This window comes from Streptomyces taklimakanensis (genome assembly GCF_009709575.1).
In the GTDB taxonomy this organism is placed as follows: Bacteria; Actinomycetota; Actinomycetes; order Streptomycetales; family Streptomycetaceae; genus Streptomyces; species Streptomyces taklimakanensis.
Genome location: NZ_WIXO01000001.1, coordinates 3410191 through 3426999, shown reverse-complemented (window position 1 = coordinate 3426999; position 16809 = coordinate 3410191). Strand labels below are relative to the sequence as shown.

The window sequence follows — 16809 nt, the reverse complement described above, 5'->3', positions numbered from 1 at the left end:
CCGGGGAGAACCGGACGGACAAGCCGGACGCGCCGTACCCCGGAGCCGCTCAGAGCAGCAACGCCGGCAGCTCGTCCATCGTGGAGAACAGCCTCGTCGCGCCCGCCAACTTCTCGCCCGGCGTCATCGCGGTGAATCCGTGGACGTCCATCCCCGCGGCCACGGCCGCCCGCACCCCCAGGGGGCTGTCCTCGACGACGACGCAGCGGTCGGCCGGTGTTCCCATCGCCTCGGCCGCGTGCAGGAACAGGTCCGGGGCGGGCTTGCCCCGCCCCACGTCCTGGGAACTGAAGATCCGCTTCTCGTCGAACCGTTCGTGGAGCCCGGTCGTCCGAAGGGCGACCCGAATCCGCTCGTGGCTGCCCGACGACGCCACGCAGTACGGCACCCCCTCGGCCTCCAACCGTGCCAGCACTTCCTCCACTCCGGGCACGGGCAGGAGATCACTGCGGAAAGCGTCGAAGACCCGGCCGTGGAAGACGTCGTCGAAGTCGTCGGGCAACCGCTGCCCCGAGCGCTCCAGGATCAGATCGTGGATCCGGTGCACGGCGGAGCCCATGTAGTCCCGAATCGAGTCCTCGTACGTGGTCGGGTGCCCGAGTTCGGTCAGATAGGCCGCGAGTATCCGGTTGGATATCGGTTCGCTGTCGACGAGTACGCCATCGTTGTCGAAGATCACCAGGTCGTAGCGCATGCGCCACCATAACCCGGAAAAGGGTGAAGGCCCCGCCGGGAAACCCGGCAGGGCCTTCAACTCAACATATCGTTCGGCGGCGTCCTACTCTCCCACACGGTCCCCCATGCAGTACCATCGGCGCTGAAAGGCTTAGCTTCCGGGTTCGGAATGTAACCGGGCGTTTCCCTCTCGCCATGACCACCGAAACACTATAAAACCCAACCAACCCGAACACGGACGGTCGTGGTCTCAGAACCCACACAGTGGACGCGAGCATCTACGGTCAAGCCCTCGGCCTATTAGTACCGGTCGACTCCACCCCTCACGAAGCTTCCATCTCCGGCCTATCAACCCGGTCGTCTCCCGGGAGCCTTACCCCCTGAAACGGGGTGGGAGTCCTCATCTCGAAGCAGGCTTCCCGCTTAGATGCTTTCAGCGGTTATCCCTCCCGAACGTAGCCAACCAGCCATGCCCTTGGCAGAACAACTGGCACACCAGAGGTTCGTCCGTCCCGGTCCTCTCGTACTAGGGACAGCCCTTCTCAAGACTCCTACGCGCACAGCGGATAGGGACCGAACTGTCTCACGACGTTCTAAACCCAGCTCGCGTACCGCTTTAATGGGCGAACAGCCCAACCCTTGGGACCGACTCCAGCCCCAGGATGCGACGAGCCGACATCGAGGTGCCAAACCATCCCGTCGATATGGACTCTTGGGGAAGATCAGCCTGTTATCCCCGGGGTACCTTTTATCCGTTGAGCGACGGCGCTTCCACAAGCCACCGCCGGATCACTAGTCCCTGCTTTCGCACCTGCTCGACCCGTCAGTCTCACAGTCAAGCTCCCTTGTGCACTTACACTCACCACCTGATGACCAACCAGGCTGAGGGAACCTTTGGGCGCCTCCGTTACCCTTTGGGAGGCAACCGCCCCAGTTAAACTACCCACCAGACACTGTCCCCGATCCGGATCACGGACCCGGGTTAGACATCCAGCACGACCAGAGTGGTATTTCAACAACGCCTCCACACACACTGGCGTGCATGCTTCACCGGCTCCCACCTATCCTACACAAGCCGAACCGAACACCAATATCAAGCTGTAGTAAAGGTCCCGGGGTCTTTCCGTCCTGCTGCGCGAAACGAGCATCTTTACTCGTAGTGCAATTTCACCGGGCCTATGGTTGAGACAGTCGAGAAGTCGTTACGCCATTCGTGCAGGTCGGAACTTACCCGACAAGGAATTTCGCTACCTTAGGATGGTTATAGTTACCACCGCCGTTTACTGGCGCTTAAGTTCTCAGCTTCGCGGTACCGAAGCACCACTAACCGGTCCCCTTAACGTTCCAGCACCGGGCAGGCGTCAGTCCGTATACCTCGCCTTACGGCTTCGCACGGACCTGTGTTTTTAGTAAACAGTCGCTTCTCGCTGGTCTCTGCGGCCACACCCGGCTCGGAGTGCAAGACTCGTCACCAGACATGGCCCCCCTTCTCCCGAAGTTACGGGGGCATTTTGCCGAGTTCATTAACCATAGTTCACCCGAACGCCTCGGTATTCTCTACCAGACCACCTGAGTCGGTTTGGGGTACGGGCCGCCGTGCAACTCGCTAGAGGCTTTTCTCGACAGCATAGGATCATCCACTTCGCCACCATCGGCTCGGCATCGGGTCTCACCCCTACACGAGGGACGGATTTACCTACCCCTCGGGCTACACCCTTACCCCGGGACAACCACCGCCCGGGCTGGACTACCTTCCTGCGTCACCCCATCACTCACCTACTACCGGATCGGACCGTCGGCTCCACCACACCCCGCACCCGAAGGCACGAGAGGGCTTCACGGACTTAGCATCACCGGGCTCGGCCCTTGCGCTCCACAGCGGGTACCGGAATATCAACCGGTTGTCCATCGACTACGCCTGTCGGCCTCGCCTTAGGTCCCGACTTACCCTGGGCAGATCAGCTTGACCCAGGAACCCTTGGTCAATCGGCGCAGGAGTTTCCCACTCCTGTATCGCTACTCATGCCTGCATTCTCACTCGTGTACCGTCCACAACTCGCTTCCACGGCTGCTTCACCCGGCACACGACGCTCCCCTACCCATCGACACCCTCGTTGGAGGTTACTGTGCCGATGACACGACGTCGGCGGTGTGCTTGAGCCCCGCTACATTGTCGGCGCGGAATCACTTGACCAGTGAGCTATTACGCACTCTTTCAAGGATGGCTGCTTCTAAGCCAACCTCCTGGTTGTCTCTGCGACTCCACATCCTTTCCCACTTAGCACACGCTTGGGGGCCTTAGTCGATGCTCTGGGCTGTTTCCCTCTCGACCATGGAGCTTATCCCCCACAGTCTCACTGCCGCGCTTACCACTTACCGGCATTCGGAGTTTGGCTAAGGTCAGTAACCCGGTAGGGCCCATCGCCTATCCAGTGCTCTACCTCCGGCAAGCAACACACGACGCTGCACCTAAATGCATTTCGGGGAGAACCAGCTATCACGGAGTTTGATTGGCCTTTCACCCCTAACCACAGGTCATCCCCCAGGTTTTCAACCCTGGTGGGTTCGGGCCTCCACGACCTCTTACAGCCGCTTCACCCTGCCCATGGCTAGATCACTCCGCTTCGGGTCTTGGGCACGCTACTCAATCGCCCTGTTCGGACTCGCTTTCGCTACGGCTCCCCCACACGGGTTAACCTCGCAACATACCGCAAACTCGCAGGCTCATTCTTCAAAAGGCACGCAGTCACGACCGCAAGCGCAAGCACTCACGGCGACGCTCCCACGGCTTGTAGGCACACGGTTTCAGGTACTATTTCACTCCGCTCCCGCGGTACTTTTCACCATTCCCTCACGGTACTATCCGCTATCGGTCACCAGGGAATATTTAGGCTTGACGGGTGGTCCCGCCGGATTCACACGGGATTTCTCGGGCCCCGTGCTACTTGGGAAATACGCAAGAGAGCCGCCATGATTTCGACTACGGGGGTCTTACCCTCTACGCCGGGCCTTTCGCATGCCCTTCGCCTATCACGACGGTTTCTGACTCTCCGACCGGCCGGCAGACCGATCCAGCACACTCCCACAACCCCGCACACGCAACCCCTGCCGGGTCTCACACGTGAACGGTTTGGCCTCATCCGGTTTCGCTCGCCACTACTCCCGGAATCACGGTTGTCTTCTCTTCCTGCGGGTACTGAGATGTTTCACTTCCCCGCGTTCCCTCCACACTGCCTATGTGTTCAGCAGCGGGTGACAGCCCATGACGACTGCCGGGTTTCCCCATTCGGACACCCCCGGATCACAGCTCGGTTGACAGCTCCCCGGGGCCTATCGCGGCCTCCCACGTCCTTCATCGGTTCCTGGTGCCAAGGCATCCACCGTGCGCCCTTAAAAACTTGGCCACAGATGCTCGCGTCCACTGTGCAGTTCTCAAACAACGACCGGCCCACCGTCACCCCACCCCACAGGCGAGTACACCGGGTCCGGAACCCAAGGGAACCACGACCTCACGGCCGCACCCTCAGACACCCAACAGCGCGCCCGACACCCACGGCCGCCCACCTCTCCGTTCCACGCCCACCCCTCCGAAGAGAGACCGAGCAGTACTGGAAGAGACGAACCCACCACGAGCACCGACTAGTCAACGTTCCACCCACGAGCCACCAGCACCGGACACTCGCCGATGTACTGGCCTCTGGACCGGCGCCCGAAGACGACCGGCCGAGAATGCTCCTTAGAAAGGAGGTGATCCAGCCGCACCTTCCGGTACGGCTACCTTGTTACGACTTCGTCCCAATCGCCAGTCCCACCTTCGACGATTCCCTCCCACAAGGGGTTGGGCCACCGGCTTCGGGTGTTACCGACTTTCGTGACGTGACGGGCGGTGTGTACAAGGCCCGGGAACGTATTCACCGCAGCAATGCTGATCTGCGATTACTAGCGACTCCGACTTCATGGGGTCGAGTTGCAGACCCCAATCCGAACTGAGACCGGCTTTTTGAGATTCGCTCCACCTCACGGCATCGCAGCTCATTGTACCGGCCATTGTAGCACGTGTGCAGCCCAAGACATAAGGGGCATGATGACTTGACGTCGTCCCCACCTTCCTCCGAGTTGACCCCGGCAGTCTCCTGTGAGTCCCCATCACCCCGAAAGGCATGCTGGCAACACAGAACAAGGGTTGCGCTCGTTGCGGGACTTAACCCAACATCTCACGACACGAGCTGACGACAGCCATGCACCACCTGTACACCGACCACAAGGGGGCACCCATCTCTGGATGTTTCCGGTGTATGTCAAGCCTTGGTAAGGTTCTTCGCGTTGCGTCGAATTAAGCCACATGCTCCGCCGCTTGTGCGGGCCCCCGTCAATTCCTTTGAGTTTTAGCCTTGCGGCCGTACTCCCCAGGCGGGGCACTTAATGCGTTAGCTGCGGCACGGACGACGTGGAATGCCGCCCACACCTAGTGCCCAACGTTTACGGCGTGGACTACCAGGGTATCTAATCCTGTTCGCTCCCCACGCTTTCGCTCCTCAGCGTCAGTATCGGCCCAGAGATCCGCCTTCGCCACCGGTGTTCCTCCTGATATCTGCGCATTTCACCGCTACACCAGGAATTCCGATCTCCCCTACCGAACTCTAGCCTGCCCGTATCGAATGCAGACCCGGAGTTAAGCCCCGGGCTTTCACATCCGACGCGACAGGCCGCCTACGAGCTCTTTACGCCCAATAATTCCGGACAACGCTCGCACCCTACGTATTACCGCGGCTGCTGGCACGTAGTTAGCCGGTGCTTCTTCTGCAGGTACCGTCACTCGCGCTTCTTCCCTGCTGAAAGAGGTTTACAACCCGAAGGCCGTCATCCCTCACGCGGCGTCGCTGCATCAGGCTTGCGCCCATTGTGCAATATTCCCCACTGCTGCCTCCCGTAGGAGTCTGGGCCGTGTCTCAGTCCCAGTGTGGCCGGTCGCCCTCTCAGGCCGGCTACCCGTCGTCGCCTTGGTGGGCCGTCACCCCACCAACCAGCTGATAGGCCGCGGGCTCATCCTGCACCGCCGGAGCTTTCCACCACCACGGATGCCCGCGATGGTCGTATCCGGTATTAGCTCCGGTTTCCCGGAGTTATCCCAGAGTGCAGGGCAGATTGCCCACGTGTTACTCACCCGTTCGCCACTAATCCCCTCCCGAAGGAGGTTCATCGTTCGACTTGCATGTGTTAAGCACGCCGCCAGCGTTCGTCCTGAGCCAGGATCAAACTCTCCGTGAATGCTTCCCGGTACTCCGGGGGTCACATCCGCGGGGAGCGGCGCCACCGGGAGGAATGATCCCGGGGCGCACAGCGTCCTCGCTGTGTGTTTCAAAGGAACCACATCACCGGAACCGACCGGTTCCGACGACGGGGTATCAACATATCTGGCGTTGACTTTTGGCACGCTGTTGAGTTCTCAAGGAACGGACGCTTCCATCGGCACCCCTTCCCGGGGCCCCTCCGGGCGCTTCCCTTCGGTGTCTCCGACTCTATCAGATCCCTTTTCGGTCTCCGAATCCCCGGCCGGCGGGGTCCTGCATTTCCTTCACGCCGTTTCCGGCGCTTCCATCACCGTAGCGGATTTCCCCGCCGGCTCCAAAACCGAGCCGCTCGGAACGGAAACACGGCAATACGGCACACCGAAATCCATCCCGGAAGGGATTCACACCAAGTGAGTGGTCGCCACCGGACGTGGCAGAAGGGCCGCACGGAACCGAGGCGATCCCGTGACAGCTCGGAGAACATTACACGACGGGACGCCGAGCATCAAACCGCCGGCTGTCCGCTAGTTGCTGCCGCCCGAGGCGAGTTCACGGCTGCGGTCGCGGGCCGCCTCCAGCGCCGCGATGAGGGCGGCGCGGACGCCGTGCCTCTCCAACTCGCGGATGGCGTTGATCGTGGTGCCCGCCGGAGAGGTGACCGCCTCACGAAGCTTGACCGGGTGCTCGCCGCTGTCGCGGAGCATCACCGAGGCCCCGATGGCGGCCTGGACGATCAGGTCGTGGGCCTTGTCCCGGGGCAGACCGAGCAGAATCCCCGCGTCGGTCATCGCCTCCACCAGGAAGTAGAAGTACGCCGGGCCCGATCCGGAGAGGGCGGTGGCGGCGTCCTGCTGGGACTCCGGGACGCGCAGCGTCTTGCCCACCGGCTGGAAGATCTCCTCCGTGCGGGCCAGATGGGCTTCGGTGGCGTGCGTGCCCGCGGAGATGACGGACATGCCCTCGTCCACCAGTACCGGGGTGTTGGGCATGACGCGGACGACCGGGGTGCCCTCGGCGAGGCGCTCCTCGAAGAAGGTCGTCGGGACGCCGGCCGCGGCACTGATCACCAACCGGTCGGCGGGGACGTGGGGCGCCAGCTCGTCGAGGAGGGCCGCCATGTCCTGGGGCTTCACGGCCAGGATGAGGGTGTCGGCGGCCTTGGCGGCCTCGGCGTTGGTGACGGCCGTGACGCCGTGGCGCACGCACAGCTCCTCGGCCCGCTCCGGACGGCGCGCGGTGACCAGGAGGTCGGAGGACGACCAGCCGGCGCGGATCATGCCCGAGAGCAGGGCCTCGCCGATCTTGCCCGCTCCGAGGACGGCGATCTTCTGGGTCATGGGACGGCTCACCTCGTCCGGTTCCGGTACGTGCGGTGGTGCGCTGCAATCCTCGCACTCCGGCCCGCGGGGCCGCGGGACCGTCCAACTGGCGGGCACCCCCTTGCGTCGATCCGCCGGACGGGTGCGCCGCGGGGAGCCGCGCCCGGGCCGCGGCGGGCGTCAGGAGGTGCGGCGGCGGAGGGTGGCCGCGCCCAGGGCGAGGACGAGGGCGGCGCTGCCGGCGACCACCACGACGTCGCGGACGAAGTCGCCGGTGACGTCGGCGTTGCGCAGCACCTCGTTCATGCCGTCCACGGCGTAGGACATGGGGAGCACGTTGGAGACGGCCTCCAGGACGGGCTGCATGCTGTCGCGCGGCGCGAACAGGCCGCACAGCAGGAGCTGGGGGAAGATCAACGCGGGCATGAACTGGACGACCTGGAACTCGGTGGCGGCGAAGGCCGAGACGAACAGACCGAGCGCCGTGCCGAGGACGGCGTCGAGCAGGGCGACCAGCAGCAGGAGCCAGGGGGAGCCGGCGACGTCCAGATCCAGGAACCATACCGCCACACCGGTGGCCAGAGCGGCCTGGACCACGGCCGGCACGCTGAAGGCCAGGGCGTAGCCGAGGATCAGGTCCGCCTTGCCCAGTGGCATGGACAGCAGGCGTTCCAGGGTGCCCGAGGTGCGCTCGCGCAGGGTGGCGATGGAGGTCACCAGGAACATCGTGATCAGCGGAAAGATGCCCAGCAGCGGGGCGCCGATGCCGTCGAAGGCGCGGCGGTCGGCGTCGAAGACGTAGTAGAGCAGCGTCAGCAGCAGGACCGGGACGAAGAGCAGAAGCGCGATCGTGCGACGGTCGTGGCCGAGCTGGCGCAGGACGCGGCGGGCGGTGGCCAGGGTGCGCCGGGTGCTCATCGGGTCGTCTCCTCCTGCCACGCGGGGTTGTCCCGCTCCGCACGGCGGGCGGTGTCGACCAGGTGGAGGAAGGCGTCCTCCATGGTGTCGGTGCGGGTGCGGGCCCGCAGGCTCTCGGGGGTGTCGTCGGCCAGGAGACGCCCGGCGCGCATCAGCAGCAGGCGTTCGCAGCGGTCGGCCTCGTCCATGACGTGGGACGAGATGAGCAGCGTGGTGCCGCGTTCGGCGGTCAGGCGGTGGAAGAGGTCCCACAGACCGCGGCGGAGGACCGGGTCCAGGCCGACGGTGGGCTCGTCGAGGACCAACAGGTCGGGGGTGCCCAGCAGGGCGACGGCCAGGGAGACCCGGGAGCGCTGGCCTCCGGAGAGGTGCCCGACCAGGACGTCGGCGTGGGAGGTGAGGTCGACGTCGGCGAGGGCGCGTTCGACCCGCTCGTGGTGCTCGCCGCGGGCCGGCCCGAGGACGGAGGCGAAGTAGTCCAGGTTCTGGCGTGCGGTGAGGTCGGAGTAGACGGACGGCGCCTGGGTGACGTAGCCGACGCGGGAGCGCAGGGAGGCCGTACCGGCGGGGTGGCCGAGGACTTCGAGGGTGCCGGTGACCTTGGCCTGGGTGCCCACGACGGCGCGCATCAACGTGGACTTGCCGCACCCGCTGGGGCCCAGCAGGCCGGTGACGGTGGAGCGCGGGACCCTGAAGGAGAGGTCCGCCAGGACGGTGCGGCCGCCGCGTACGACGGTGAGGCCGTCGGCGCGGACGGCTGCGGCGACATCGGAACTCACCATATGGTGAATAGTGCTCCCGCGCCGCGGGAGCGTCAAGCGGAGCGGTGCCGGGACGGGGGCGTGGGGGCGGGGCGTGGGGGTGGAGTGGGTCGGTGCGGACCGGAGGACGCTCGTGTGAGGACGAAGCGGAACGTCCCGTCGGTGTCTCCGACGGGACGGAAACCCGCCCCGCGCAGAACGCGCCGGGAAGCCGGATTACCCGCGTCCGTCTCGGCGCGCACCTCGGTGACCCCCGGTCGTTCCAGGGCCCAGGCGGTCAGGGCGCGCACCGCCTCGCCGGCGATGCCCCGACCCCGGTACGCCTCCACCACCGCGTAGCCGATCTCCACCGAGCCGTCGTCGTCCGGCGCCGCGTGGAAGACGACGTCACCGACGGTCTCGCCGCTCCCGCGCCACACGATCTGGTAGAGACCGAAGCCGGGGCGGTAGGCATCGGCGAGGAGCGACCGCCCCACGCGCACCAGCGCGCCGAGCGTCTCCTGTGACGGATAGCCCTCGGCCCAGCGCACCCCGGTGCCCGGACGGCCGGCGAGGACGGACCGGATGCCGTCCGGCGGCAGCTCGCGCAGCGCCAGCCGCGCGGTGATCAGGACGTTCGGGGACGTCACGGACGCCGCCCCTGCCGAGGGGACGGGGCCGCGGTCAACGCCGGCGGCCGGATCGGGACCCGTTCCCCCGGCGGGCCGCCGGATTGCCGCGCCGGGCGGCACGGTTGGCGTCCCGACGCTCGTACCGCTCGACGGCCCGGTCGTACTCGGCGCGGCGCCGTTTCTCGCCCGGTGCCTCGACCGCGCTGCGCAGGGCGTACGCCAGCAGGACGCCGAGGAAACCGACCGCCTTGATGGAGCGCATCGACGGGTCGTCGGGCCCGCGGGCGTCGTCCGGCCCTCGCGTGTAGTCGCCCAGGGTGCGGCTGAACGCCATGGAGCTGCACACCGCGAAGGCCACCACGAACAGCGTGCTGAGGACGGTGCCGGCCTCGGCGATCGCCATGCCCTGGTAGGCCAGCCGCAGCACGAGGGCCCCGGCGACGGCCAGCAGGAGTGCCCCGAGTCCGAGCGCGTACCGGCGCAGCGAGTAGCCACCGGAGTGGTCCACCCACGTGGTGCCGTAGAAACGGATCGGCTCGGGCTCGGGGCGCTCCCGCTGCTCGCTCATGGTGTCGATTATGCGGGGCGGGCCGCGGACGGGGTCAGCCGAGCCTGGTGACGTCCCGCACCGCGCCCTTGTCGGCGCTGGTGGCCATGGCCGCGTAGGCGCGCAGGGCGGTGGACACCTTGCGGTCGCGCGCCACCGGCGCGTACCGGCCGGCGAGCTCCTCGCGGCGGGCGGCGAGGGTGGCCTCGTCCACCTTCAGCTCGATGGTGCGGTTCGGGATGTCGATGGCGATCGGGTCGCCGTCCCTCACCAGGGCGATGGTGCCGCCCGCGGCCGCCTCCGGGGAGACGTGGCCGATGGACAGGCCCGAGGTGCCGCCGGAGAAGCGGCCGTCGGTGATCAGCGCACACTTGGCACCCAGGCCGCGGCCCTTGAGGAAGGAGGTCGGGTAGAGCATCTCCTGCATGCCCGGTCCGCCCTTGGGGCCCTCGTAGCGGATGACGACGACGTCGCCCTCCTTCACTCGCTTGCCGAGGATCTTCTCGACGGCCTCCTCCTGCGACTCGCAGACCACGGCGGGGCCGGTGAAGGTCAGGATCGACTCGTCGACGCCCGCGGTCTTCACCACGCAGCCGTCCTCGGCGAGGTTGCCGTGGAGGACGGCCAGGCCGCCGTCCTTGGAGTAGGCGTGCGCCACGTCGCGGATGCAGCCGTTCGCGGCGTCGGTGTCCAGGGACTCCCAGCGCTCGGACTGGGAGAAGGCGCTGGCGGAACGGACGCAGCCGGGGGCCGCGTGGAACAGCTCGACGGCCTCGGGGGAGGGGGAGCCGCCGCGGATGTCCCAGGTCTTGAGCCACTCGGCCAGGGAGTCGCTGTGGACGGTGTGGACGTCCTCGTCGAGCAGGCCCGCGCGGTACAGCTCGCCCAGGATGGCGGGGATGCCGCCGGCCCGGTGGACGTCCTCCATGTAGTACGAGCCGTTGGGCGCGACCTTGGACAGGCACGGCACGCGGCGCGAGATCGCGTCGATGTCCGGCATCGTGAAGTCCAGCTCGGCCTCCTGGGCGGCGGCGAGCAGGTGGAGGATGGTGTTGGTGGAGCCGCCCATGGCGATGTCGAGGGCCATGGCGTTCTCGAAGGCGGCGCGGGAGGCGATGGAGCGCGGCAGGACGGTGGTGTCGTCCTGCTCGTAGTGGCGCCGGGTGATCTCCACGACCGTGCGGCCGGCGGCCTCGTACAGCGCCCGGCGGGCGGTGTGGGTGGCCAGCACCGAGCCGTTGCCGGGCAGGGACAGGCCGATGGCCTCGGTGAGGCAGTTCATCGAGTTGGCGGTGAACATGCCCGAGCAGGAGCCGCAGGTGGGGCAGGCGTTCTCCTCGATGAGGGCCATGTCCTCGTCGGAGACGGCGTCGTTGGCCGAGTCGGCGATGGCGCTGATCAGGTCGAGCTTGCGGACGGTGCCGTCGACGAGGGTGGCGCGGCCGGACTCCATCGGACCGCCGGAGACGAAGACCGTGGGGATGTTCAGGCGCATCGCGGCCATCAACATGCCCGGGGTGATCTTGTCGCAGTTGGAGATGCAGATCAGGGCGTCGGCGCAGTGGGCCTCGACCATGTACTCCACGGAGTCGGCGATCAGGTCGCGGGAGGGGAGCGAGTAGAGCATGCCGCCGTGGCCCATGGCGATGCCGTCGTCCACGGCGATGGAGTTGAACTCGCGGGGGACGCCGCCCGCCTCCTTGATCGCCTCGCTGACGATCCGGCCGACCGGCTGGAGGTGGGTGTGGCCGGGGACGAACTCGGTGAAGCTGTTGGCCACGGCGATGATCGGCTTGCCGAAGTCCTCGCGCGCTACGCCGGCGGCCCTCAGGAGGGCACGGGCGCCCGCCATGTTGCGGCCGTGGGTGACGGTGCGTGACCTCAGCTGGGGCATGCTGCTCCACTCCTTCGTGAGCCGGGGGCGCGGTCTGCGGACCGTAGCTTTCGAGCGTACGCCTCCGGCTCAGGATCCGGACGAAAAGTCCGTATCGTAAGACGCCCTCACGTGGTCCGCGTCCGGCTCGCGGCGCCGTCCGCCGTCCGCCGTCCGCCGTCCGCCGTCCGCTCAGTGTCCGCCCGTCCGGTGCCTGGAGGCGAGATGGCGCCGGGTGAAGGCCAGCGCCTCGGCGAGGTCGGCCTCGCGCTCGACCGAGGACATCGCGCGCCGGGTGTTGACCTCGACCACCACGTGTCCGTCGAAACCGTTCACGGCCAGCCGCTCCAGCACCTCGGCGCACGGCTGGCCGCCCCGCCCCGGAACGAGGTGCTCGTCCTTGGCGGAGCCGTTGCCGTCGGCGATGTGGAGGTGGGCCAGCCGGTCGCCCATGCGGTCCACCATCGCCAGGGTGTCGTTGCGCGCGGTGGCGGTGTGGGAGAGGTCGAGGGTGAAGTGGCGGTAGTCCTCCTCGGTCGGGTCCCAGGCGGGCGCGTAGGCGAGCATCTCGCGGTCGCGGTAGCGCCAGGGGTACATGTTCTCCACGGCGAACCGGACGTCGGTCTCGTCCGCCATCCGCCACACGCCCCGTACGAACTCCCGGGCGTAGGAGCGCTGCCAGCGGAACGGCGGGTGCACCACGACCGTGCTCGCGCCCAGTTTCTCGGCCGCCTCGCGCGAGCGCTGGAGCTTGACCCAGGGGTCCTTGGACCACACGCGCTGGGTGATCAGCAGGCAGGGGGCGTGCACGGCCAGGACCGGGACGCCGTGGAAGTCCGAGAGTCTGCGCAGGGCCTCGATGTCCTGGCTGACCGGATCGGTCCACACCATGACCTCCACGCCGTCGTAGCCGAGGCGTGCGGCGATCTCGAAGGCCGTCGCCGTGGTCTCCGGATAGACGGAGGCCGTGGAGAGGGCGACCTTCGGCTCCGGGAGGGACAGCGCTGGATCGGCCACGGGGAACAGCCTACGGCGATCGGGGTGGTGAACCGGGAGTCGCCGAAGGCCCCTCGTGGCCGGTTGTGGGGAAGCTCACGGCGCCTTCCGCGGACGATCCCGTGGTGAGGCCCGGTGCGGACCGGGTGGGTCTCGTGGGGCTCACGACGCGGTGGTGGTGGCCAGGGTGTCCAGCCGGCGCAGGATGACGCCCTCGCGCAGCGCCCAGGGGCAGACCTCCAGCCGGTCCACGCCGAAGAGGTCCATGGCGCCCTCCGCCACCAGCGCCCCGGCCAGCAGCTGCCTGGCCCGACCGGTGGAGACCCCGGGCAGGGCGGCGCGCTCGGCGGCGGGCATCACGGCCAGCTTGGGCACCCACTCCTCCAGCGCGGCACGGTTCAGCTCGCGCTGGACGTAGGGGCCCTCGGCGGAGCGGGGGGCGCCCGCCAACCGGGCGAGCTGCTTGAACGTCTTGGAGGTGGCGACCACGTGGTCGGGGGCGCCCAGCCTGTTGAAGTCGCCCACGACCCGGGCGATCTCGTGCCGCACATGGCGACGCAGGGCGCGCACGTCGGTGGGGTCGGGCGGGTCGTCGGGCAGCCAGGCGCCGGTGAGGCGTCCGGCGCCCAGGGGGAGCGAGACGGCGGCGTCGGGCTCCTCGTCCATGCCGTAGGCGATCTCCAGGGAACCCCCGCCGATGTCGAGGACCAGCAGCCGCCCGGCCGACCATCCGAACCACCGCCGGGCGGCGAGGAAGGTGAGCCGCGCCTCGTCCTCGCCGGAGAGCACCTTCAGCTCCACGCCCGTGCCCTCGGCCACCCGCGCCAGCACGTGGTCGGCGTTGGTCGCGTCGCGTACGGCGGAGGTGGCGAACGGCAGCAGGTCCTCCACCCCCTTGTCCTCGGCGACCTGGAGCGCCTCCTGGACGGTGGCCGTGAGCCGTTCCACGCCGGCCGGGCTGATGGCACCGTCGTCGAGGAGCTCGGCCAGCCGCAACTCCGCCTTGTGGGAGTAGGCGGGCAGGGGTCGGGCGCCGGGGTGCGCGTCCACCACCAGCAGGTGCACCGTGTTGGATCCCACGTCGAGGACACCGAGTCTCATGAGGGGCCACGCTACTGCGGCCGGGCGGTGGCCTGGAGCGGGGCCCGGCGTGCATACCCTGGGGGGCGTGTCGAAGACGAAACCGGTGAAGCCGGGCAAAGGGCTGAACACGGGCGGTGAGCAGCGGCGTGCCGCGGGTGAGGAGGTCGATCTGGACCACGCCCGGGCCTGGGTCGAGTTCCCCGACCCGGCCGACGACGAGCAGGTGTTCCGCTGCGACCTGACCTGGCTGACCTCCCGCTGGGGGTGCATCTTCGGCCAGGGGTGTCAGGGCATCCGCGAGGGGCGCGCGAGCGACGGGTGCTGCACGCTGGGCGCGCACTTCTCCGATGAGGACGACGAGAAACGCGTGGCGGCGCACGCGGCACGCCTCACACCCGAGAACTGGCAGTTCCACGCGGAGGGCACCTCCGACCGGGGATGGGTCGAGGAGAACGTCGGGGAGGACGGGGACGGCGAACGGCAGACACGGGTGTACCAGGGCGCCTGCATCTTCCTGAACCGTCCCGGTTTCCCCGGGGGCATCGGCTGCGCGCTGCACACCATGGCGCTGGCCGAGGGCCGCGAGCCGCTGGAGACCAAGCCGGACGTGTGCTGGCAGCTGCCGATCCGGCGGACGTTCGAGTGGGTGGAGCTGCCGGACGGCGAGCAGAAGCTGTACGTCTCGATCGGCGAGTACGACCGGCGCGGTTGGGGGCCGGGCGGGCACGACCTGCACTGGTGGTGCACGGGCGCCCTGTCGGCGCACGGGGCGGGCGAGCCGGTGTACGTCTCGTACCGGCCGGAGCTGACGGAGCTGATGGGGCCGGCCGGGTACGAGCGGTTGGCCGAACTGTGCGAGGAGCGGTTGGCGGCGGGGTTGCCCATGGTGGCGCCGCACCCGGCGGACGGACCGCGGGGGCCGGGGCCCGCCGCCGGCCGGGGCGGTGCGCCGGACGCGGAGAGCACGGACGGTCGGGCCGGCGGGGCGGCCGGGTAGTCGCGGCGATCGCGGCGATCGCGGCGGGCCGTCCCGGCCGCGGGGCGGTCAGTCCGGCGGCGCGGACGGTTCCGCCGGCGTGGTCCCCGACGGGTTCGGCGGCTCGGCGGGTTCGGGCGGCTCCTCGGCGGGGGGCCCGGGAGGCTCCGCCTCCGGCGACTCGGACGGCCGCGGTTCGGCGGGAGCGTGCGCCCCGCCGTTCCCGTGGAGGGTGATCACGGCCTTCGCCGGGGCGACGGCGACCCGCGCCGTCCAGGCGCCCGCCGGCTCCCGGGAGCGGTCCACGGAGACGGTGATCGTGGTCGACTCGCCCGGCCGCAGCGTCCCGTGCGAACGGCTCAGCCGCAGCCAGGAGGCGCGGGTCGAGGCCGACCAGTCGACCGGAGCGCCACCGGAGGCGACGAGGGTGACGAGGGTGACGTCCCCGGCCGGGGCGGCCTCGACCGTCAACCGGCCCGGCCCCACACGGTCCCGCCTCCCCCCCGGGCCGTCCGCGCCGGCGTGCGCCGGGTGGTGCGAGCCGGACGGAAACACGCCCTGGGCTCCCGCTCCGTCCCCCCTGTCCGCGCCGTCCGCGCCGTCCACGTCGACACGGATGCTCGCCCCGTCCCGTGAGGTGCCGGCGTTCCCCCCGGCCCGGCGCTCGGCCCGGTCGGAACCACCGTGGGGCGTGCTCGGATCCCTGCGCTCGGACGCCGAGACCGTGATGCCGCCCGGACCGCCGTCGGCCGGTGGCGCCCCGCGGTAGGCGGCCCACAGGGCCAGTACCGGGGCGGCCACGACGGTGGCGACGACCGTGGTGGTCACCGCGCGGCTGCGCAGCCGGTCGAAGCGCTCGGCCCGGTCCCGGTTGGCGACGGGGAAGCCGCGCCGGTCGAAGCGGGGCGTGGGCCGGGAACGCGCGCGCTGCGCGGCGAGCATCGCGGCGCCCACCTCGGAGCGTGGCACGGGCAGTACGGCGAGCGCTCCGGTGCCCACGGGGGCGGTGCCCGGCCACGGGCCGCCCGCCAGGACCCGCTCGGCGGTGCGGCGGCACTCGGGGCACTCGTCCACGTGCCGCACCAGTTCCCGGCGCAGCGTGCTGCCCAGCAGGGCCCCCCGGTCATCGGCGAGCCGGGCGACGGCCGCGCAGCCGCCCCGGTCGACGACGGCGAGCGCGGTGCGGGTGCGCTCCACCTCGCAGGCGCCGCTGGAGAGCAGCAGCTCGGTGCCGTCGTGATCCGTACCGAGCACGGCGGCGACCTCGTGGACCGGCAGGTGGTGGCGGACGGCCAGCTCCAGGGCCTCGCGCTGCTCGGGGGTGGTGCCGGCGGCCTCGGGCCAGGCGAGCGCGGCCAGCTCGCGGCGGCGCTCGGTGGCGAGGGGGCCGGGGAGCTCGGCCGGCTCGGGGCGCCCCCGGCCGTCCGTGAGGCGGTGCAGGCAGGACCAGCGGGCCAACGCGTACAGCCAGGCGCGGTGCAGCGCCGTGTCCGGCGGGGTGCGGCCGCGGCGCCGTTGCCGTTCGGCCACGGCCAGGGCATCGCCGAGGACGGTGACCGCCGCGTCGTGCTCGCACATGACGGACAGGCAGTAGGTGTAGAGCCCGTCCAGATGATCCAGATACGGGTCGAAACGCACCGGCGGGCGTGCCGCGGCGCGGTGCGTGCCACGGTGCGCCCGGTGTGCGCCGGTGGTATGCGTGGGGTGCTCGCGCCGAGTGCTCATCACCCAGCCGACCGTAGGCGGAAGGGCCGGCATC

Annotated in this window: 11 protein-coding genes and 3 rRNA genes; 1 reads left to right on the top strand and 13 read right to left on the bottom strand. The window is 68.8% G+C overall.

The window, feature by feature from the left end:
* Positions 1-49: 49 nt before the first annotated feature.
* The 12 genes from F0L17_RS15180 to F0L17_RS15125 form a co-directional block, all read right to left on the bottom strand.
* On the bottom strand, positions 50-694 hold the full coding sequence (locus tag F0L17_RS15180; protein ID WP_155071504.1) for an HAD family hydrolase: 645 nt from the start codon (positions 692-694) through the stop codon (positions 50-52).
* A gap of 71 nt (positions 695-765) precedes the next feature.
* Positions 766-882, bottom strand: a 5S ribosomal RNA gene (gene rrf, locus F0L17_RS15175).
* Between the two features lie 73 nt (positions 883-955).
* Positions 956-4079, bottom strand: a 23S ribosomal RNA gene (locus F0L17_RS15170).
* A gap of 336 nt (positions 4080-4415) precedes the next feature.
* Positions 4416-5943, bottom strand: a 16S ribosomal RNA gene (locus F0L17_RS15165).
* Together the 16S, 23S and 5S rRNA genes form the textbook arrangement of a ribosomal RNA operon.
* Before the next feature lie 547 nt (positions 5944-6490).
* Entirely contained in the window at positions 6491-7303 is an 813-nt protein-coding gene (gene proC / locus F0L17_RS15160) for a pyrroline-5-carboxylate reductase (protein WP_155071503.1), read from the bottom strand.
* Between the two features lie 162 nt (positions 7304-7465).
* Complete coding sequence (locus tag F0L17_RS15155; protein WP_155071502.1) at positions 7466-8203, bottom strand: ABC transporter permease; 738 nt, start codon at positions 8201-8203, stop codon at positions 7466-7468.
* On the bottom strand, positions 8200-8985 hold the full coding sequence (locus tag F0L17_RS15150) for an ABC transporter ATP-binding protein (RefSeq protein ID WP_155071501.1): 786 nt from the start codon (positions 8983-8985) through the stop codon (positions 8200-8202). Before F0L17_RS15150 ends, F0L17_RS15155 begins: the two co-directional genes overlap by 4 nt.
* Before the next feature lie 32 nt (positions 8986-9017).
* Positions 9018-9593, bottom strand: coding sequence for a GNAT family N-acetyltransferase (locus tag F0L17_RS15145; RefSeq protein ID WP_155071500.1), 576 nt, complete (start codon positions 9591-9593; stop codon positions 9018-9020).
* A 34-nt stretch (positions 9594-9627) separates the two neighbouring features.
* Complete coding sequence (locus F0L17_RS15140) at positions 9628-10143, bottom strand: hypothetical protein (RefSeq protein WP_155071499.1); 516 nt, start codon at positions 10141-10143, stop codon at positions 9628-9630.
* Positions 10144-10177: 34 nt separating this feature from the next.
* Complete coding sequence (gene ilvD, locus F0L17_RS15135) at positions 10178-12016, bottom strand: dihydroxy-acid dehydratase (RefSeq protein ID WP_155071498.1); 1839 nt, start codon at positions 12014-12016, stop codon at positions 10178-10180.
* Between the two features lie 171 nt (positions 12017-12187).
* Complete coding sequence (locus tag F0L17_RS15130; protein ID WP_202917974.1) at positions 12188-13021, bottom strand: sugar phosphate isomerase/epimerase family protein; 834 nt, start codon at positions 13019-13021, stop codon at positions 12188-12190.
* Between the two features lie 132 nt (positions 13022-13153).
* The gene (locus F0L17_RS15125; protein WP_155071497.1) at positions 13154-14092 is read right to left on the bottom strand and encodes a Ppx/GppA family phosphatase; all 939 of its coding nucleotides are present in this window, start codon (positions 14090-14092) and stop codon (positions 13154-13156) included.
* 67 nt (positions 14093-14159) lie between these two features.
* On the opposite strand from F0L17_RS15125, the gene F0L17_RS15120 reads away from it, so the two are divergent.
* The gene (locus tag F0L17_RS15120; protein ID WP_338018096.1) at positions 14160-15071 is read left to right on the top strand and encodes a DUF3109 family protein; all 912 of its coding nucleotides are present in this window, start codon (positions 14160-14162) and stop codon (positions 15069-15071) included.
* Between the two features lie 48 nt (positions 15072-15119).
* On the opposite strand, the gene F0L17_RS15115 is transcribed toward F0L17_RS15120, so the two are convergent.
* Positions 15120-16775, bottom strand: a complete 1656-nt coding sequence (locus tag F0L17_RS15115) for a BACON domain-containing protein (protein ID WP_155071496.1) — start codon at positions 16773-16775, stop codon at positions 15120-15122.
* Between the last annotated feature and the right edge of the window lie 34 nt (positions 16776-16809).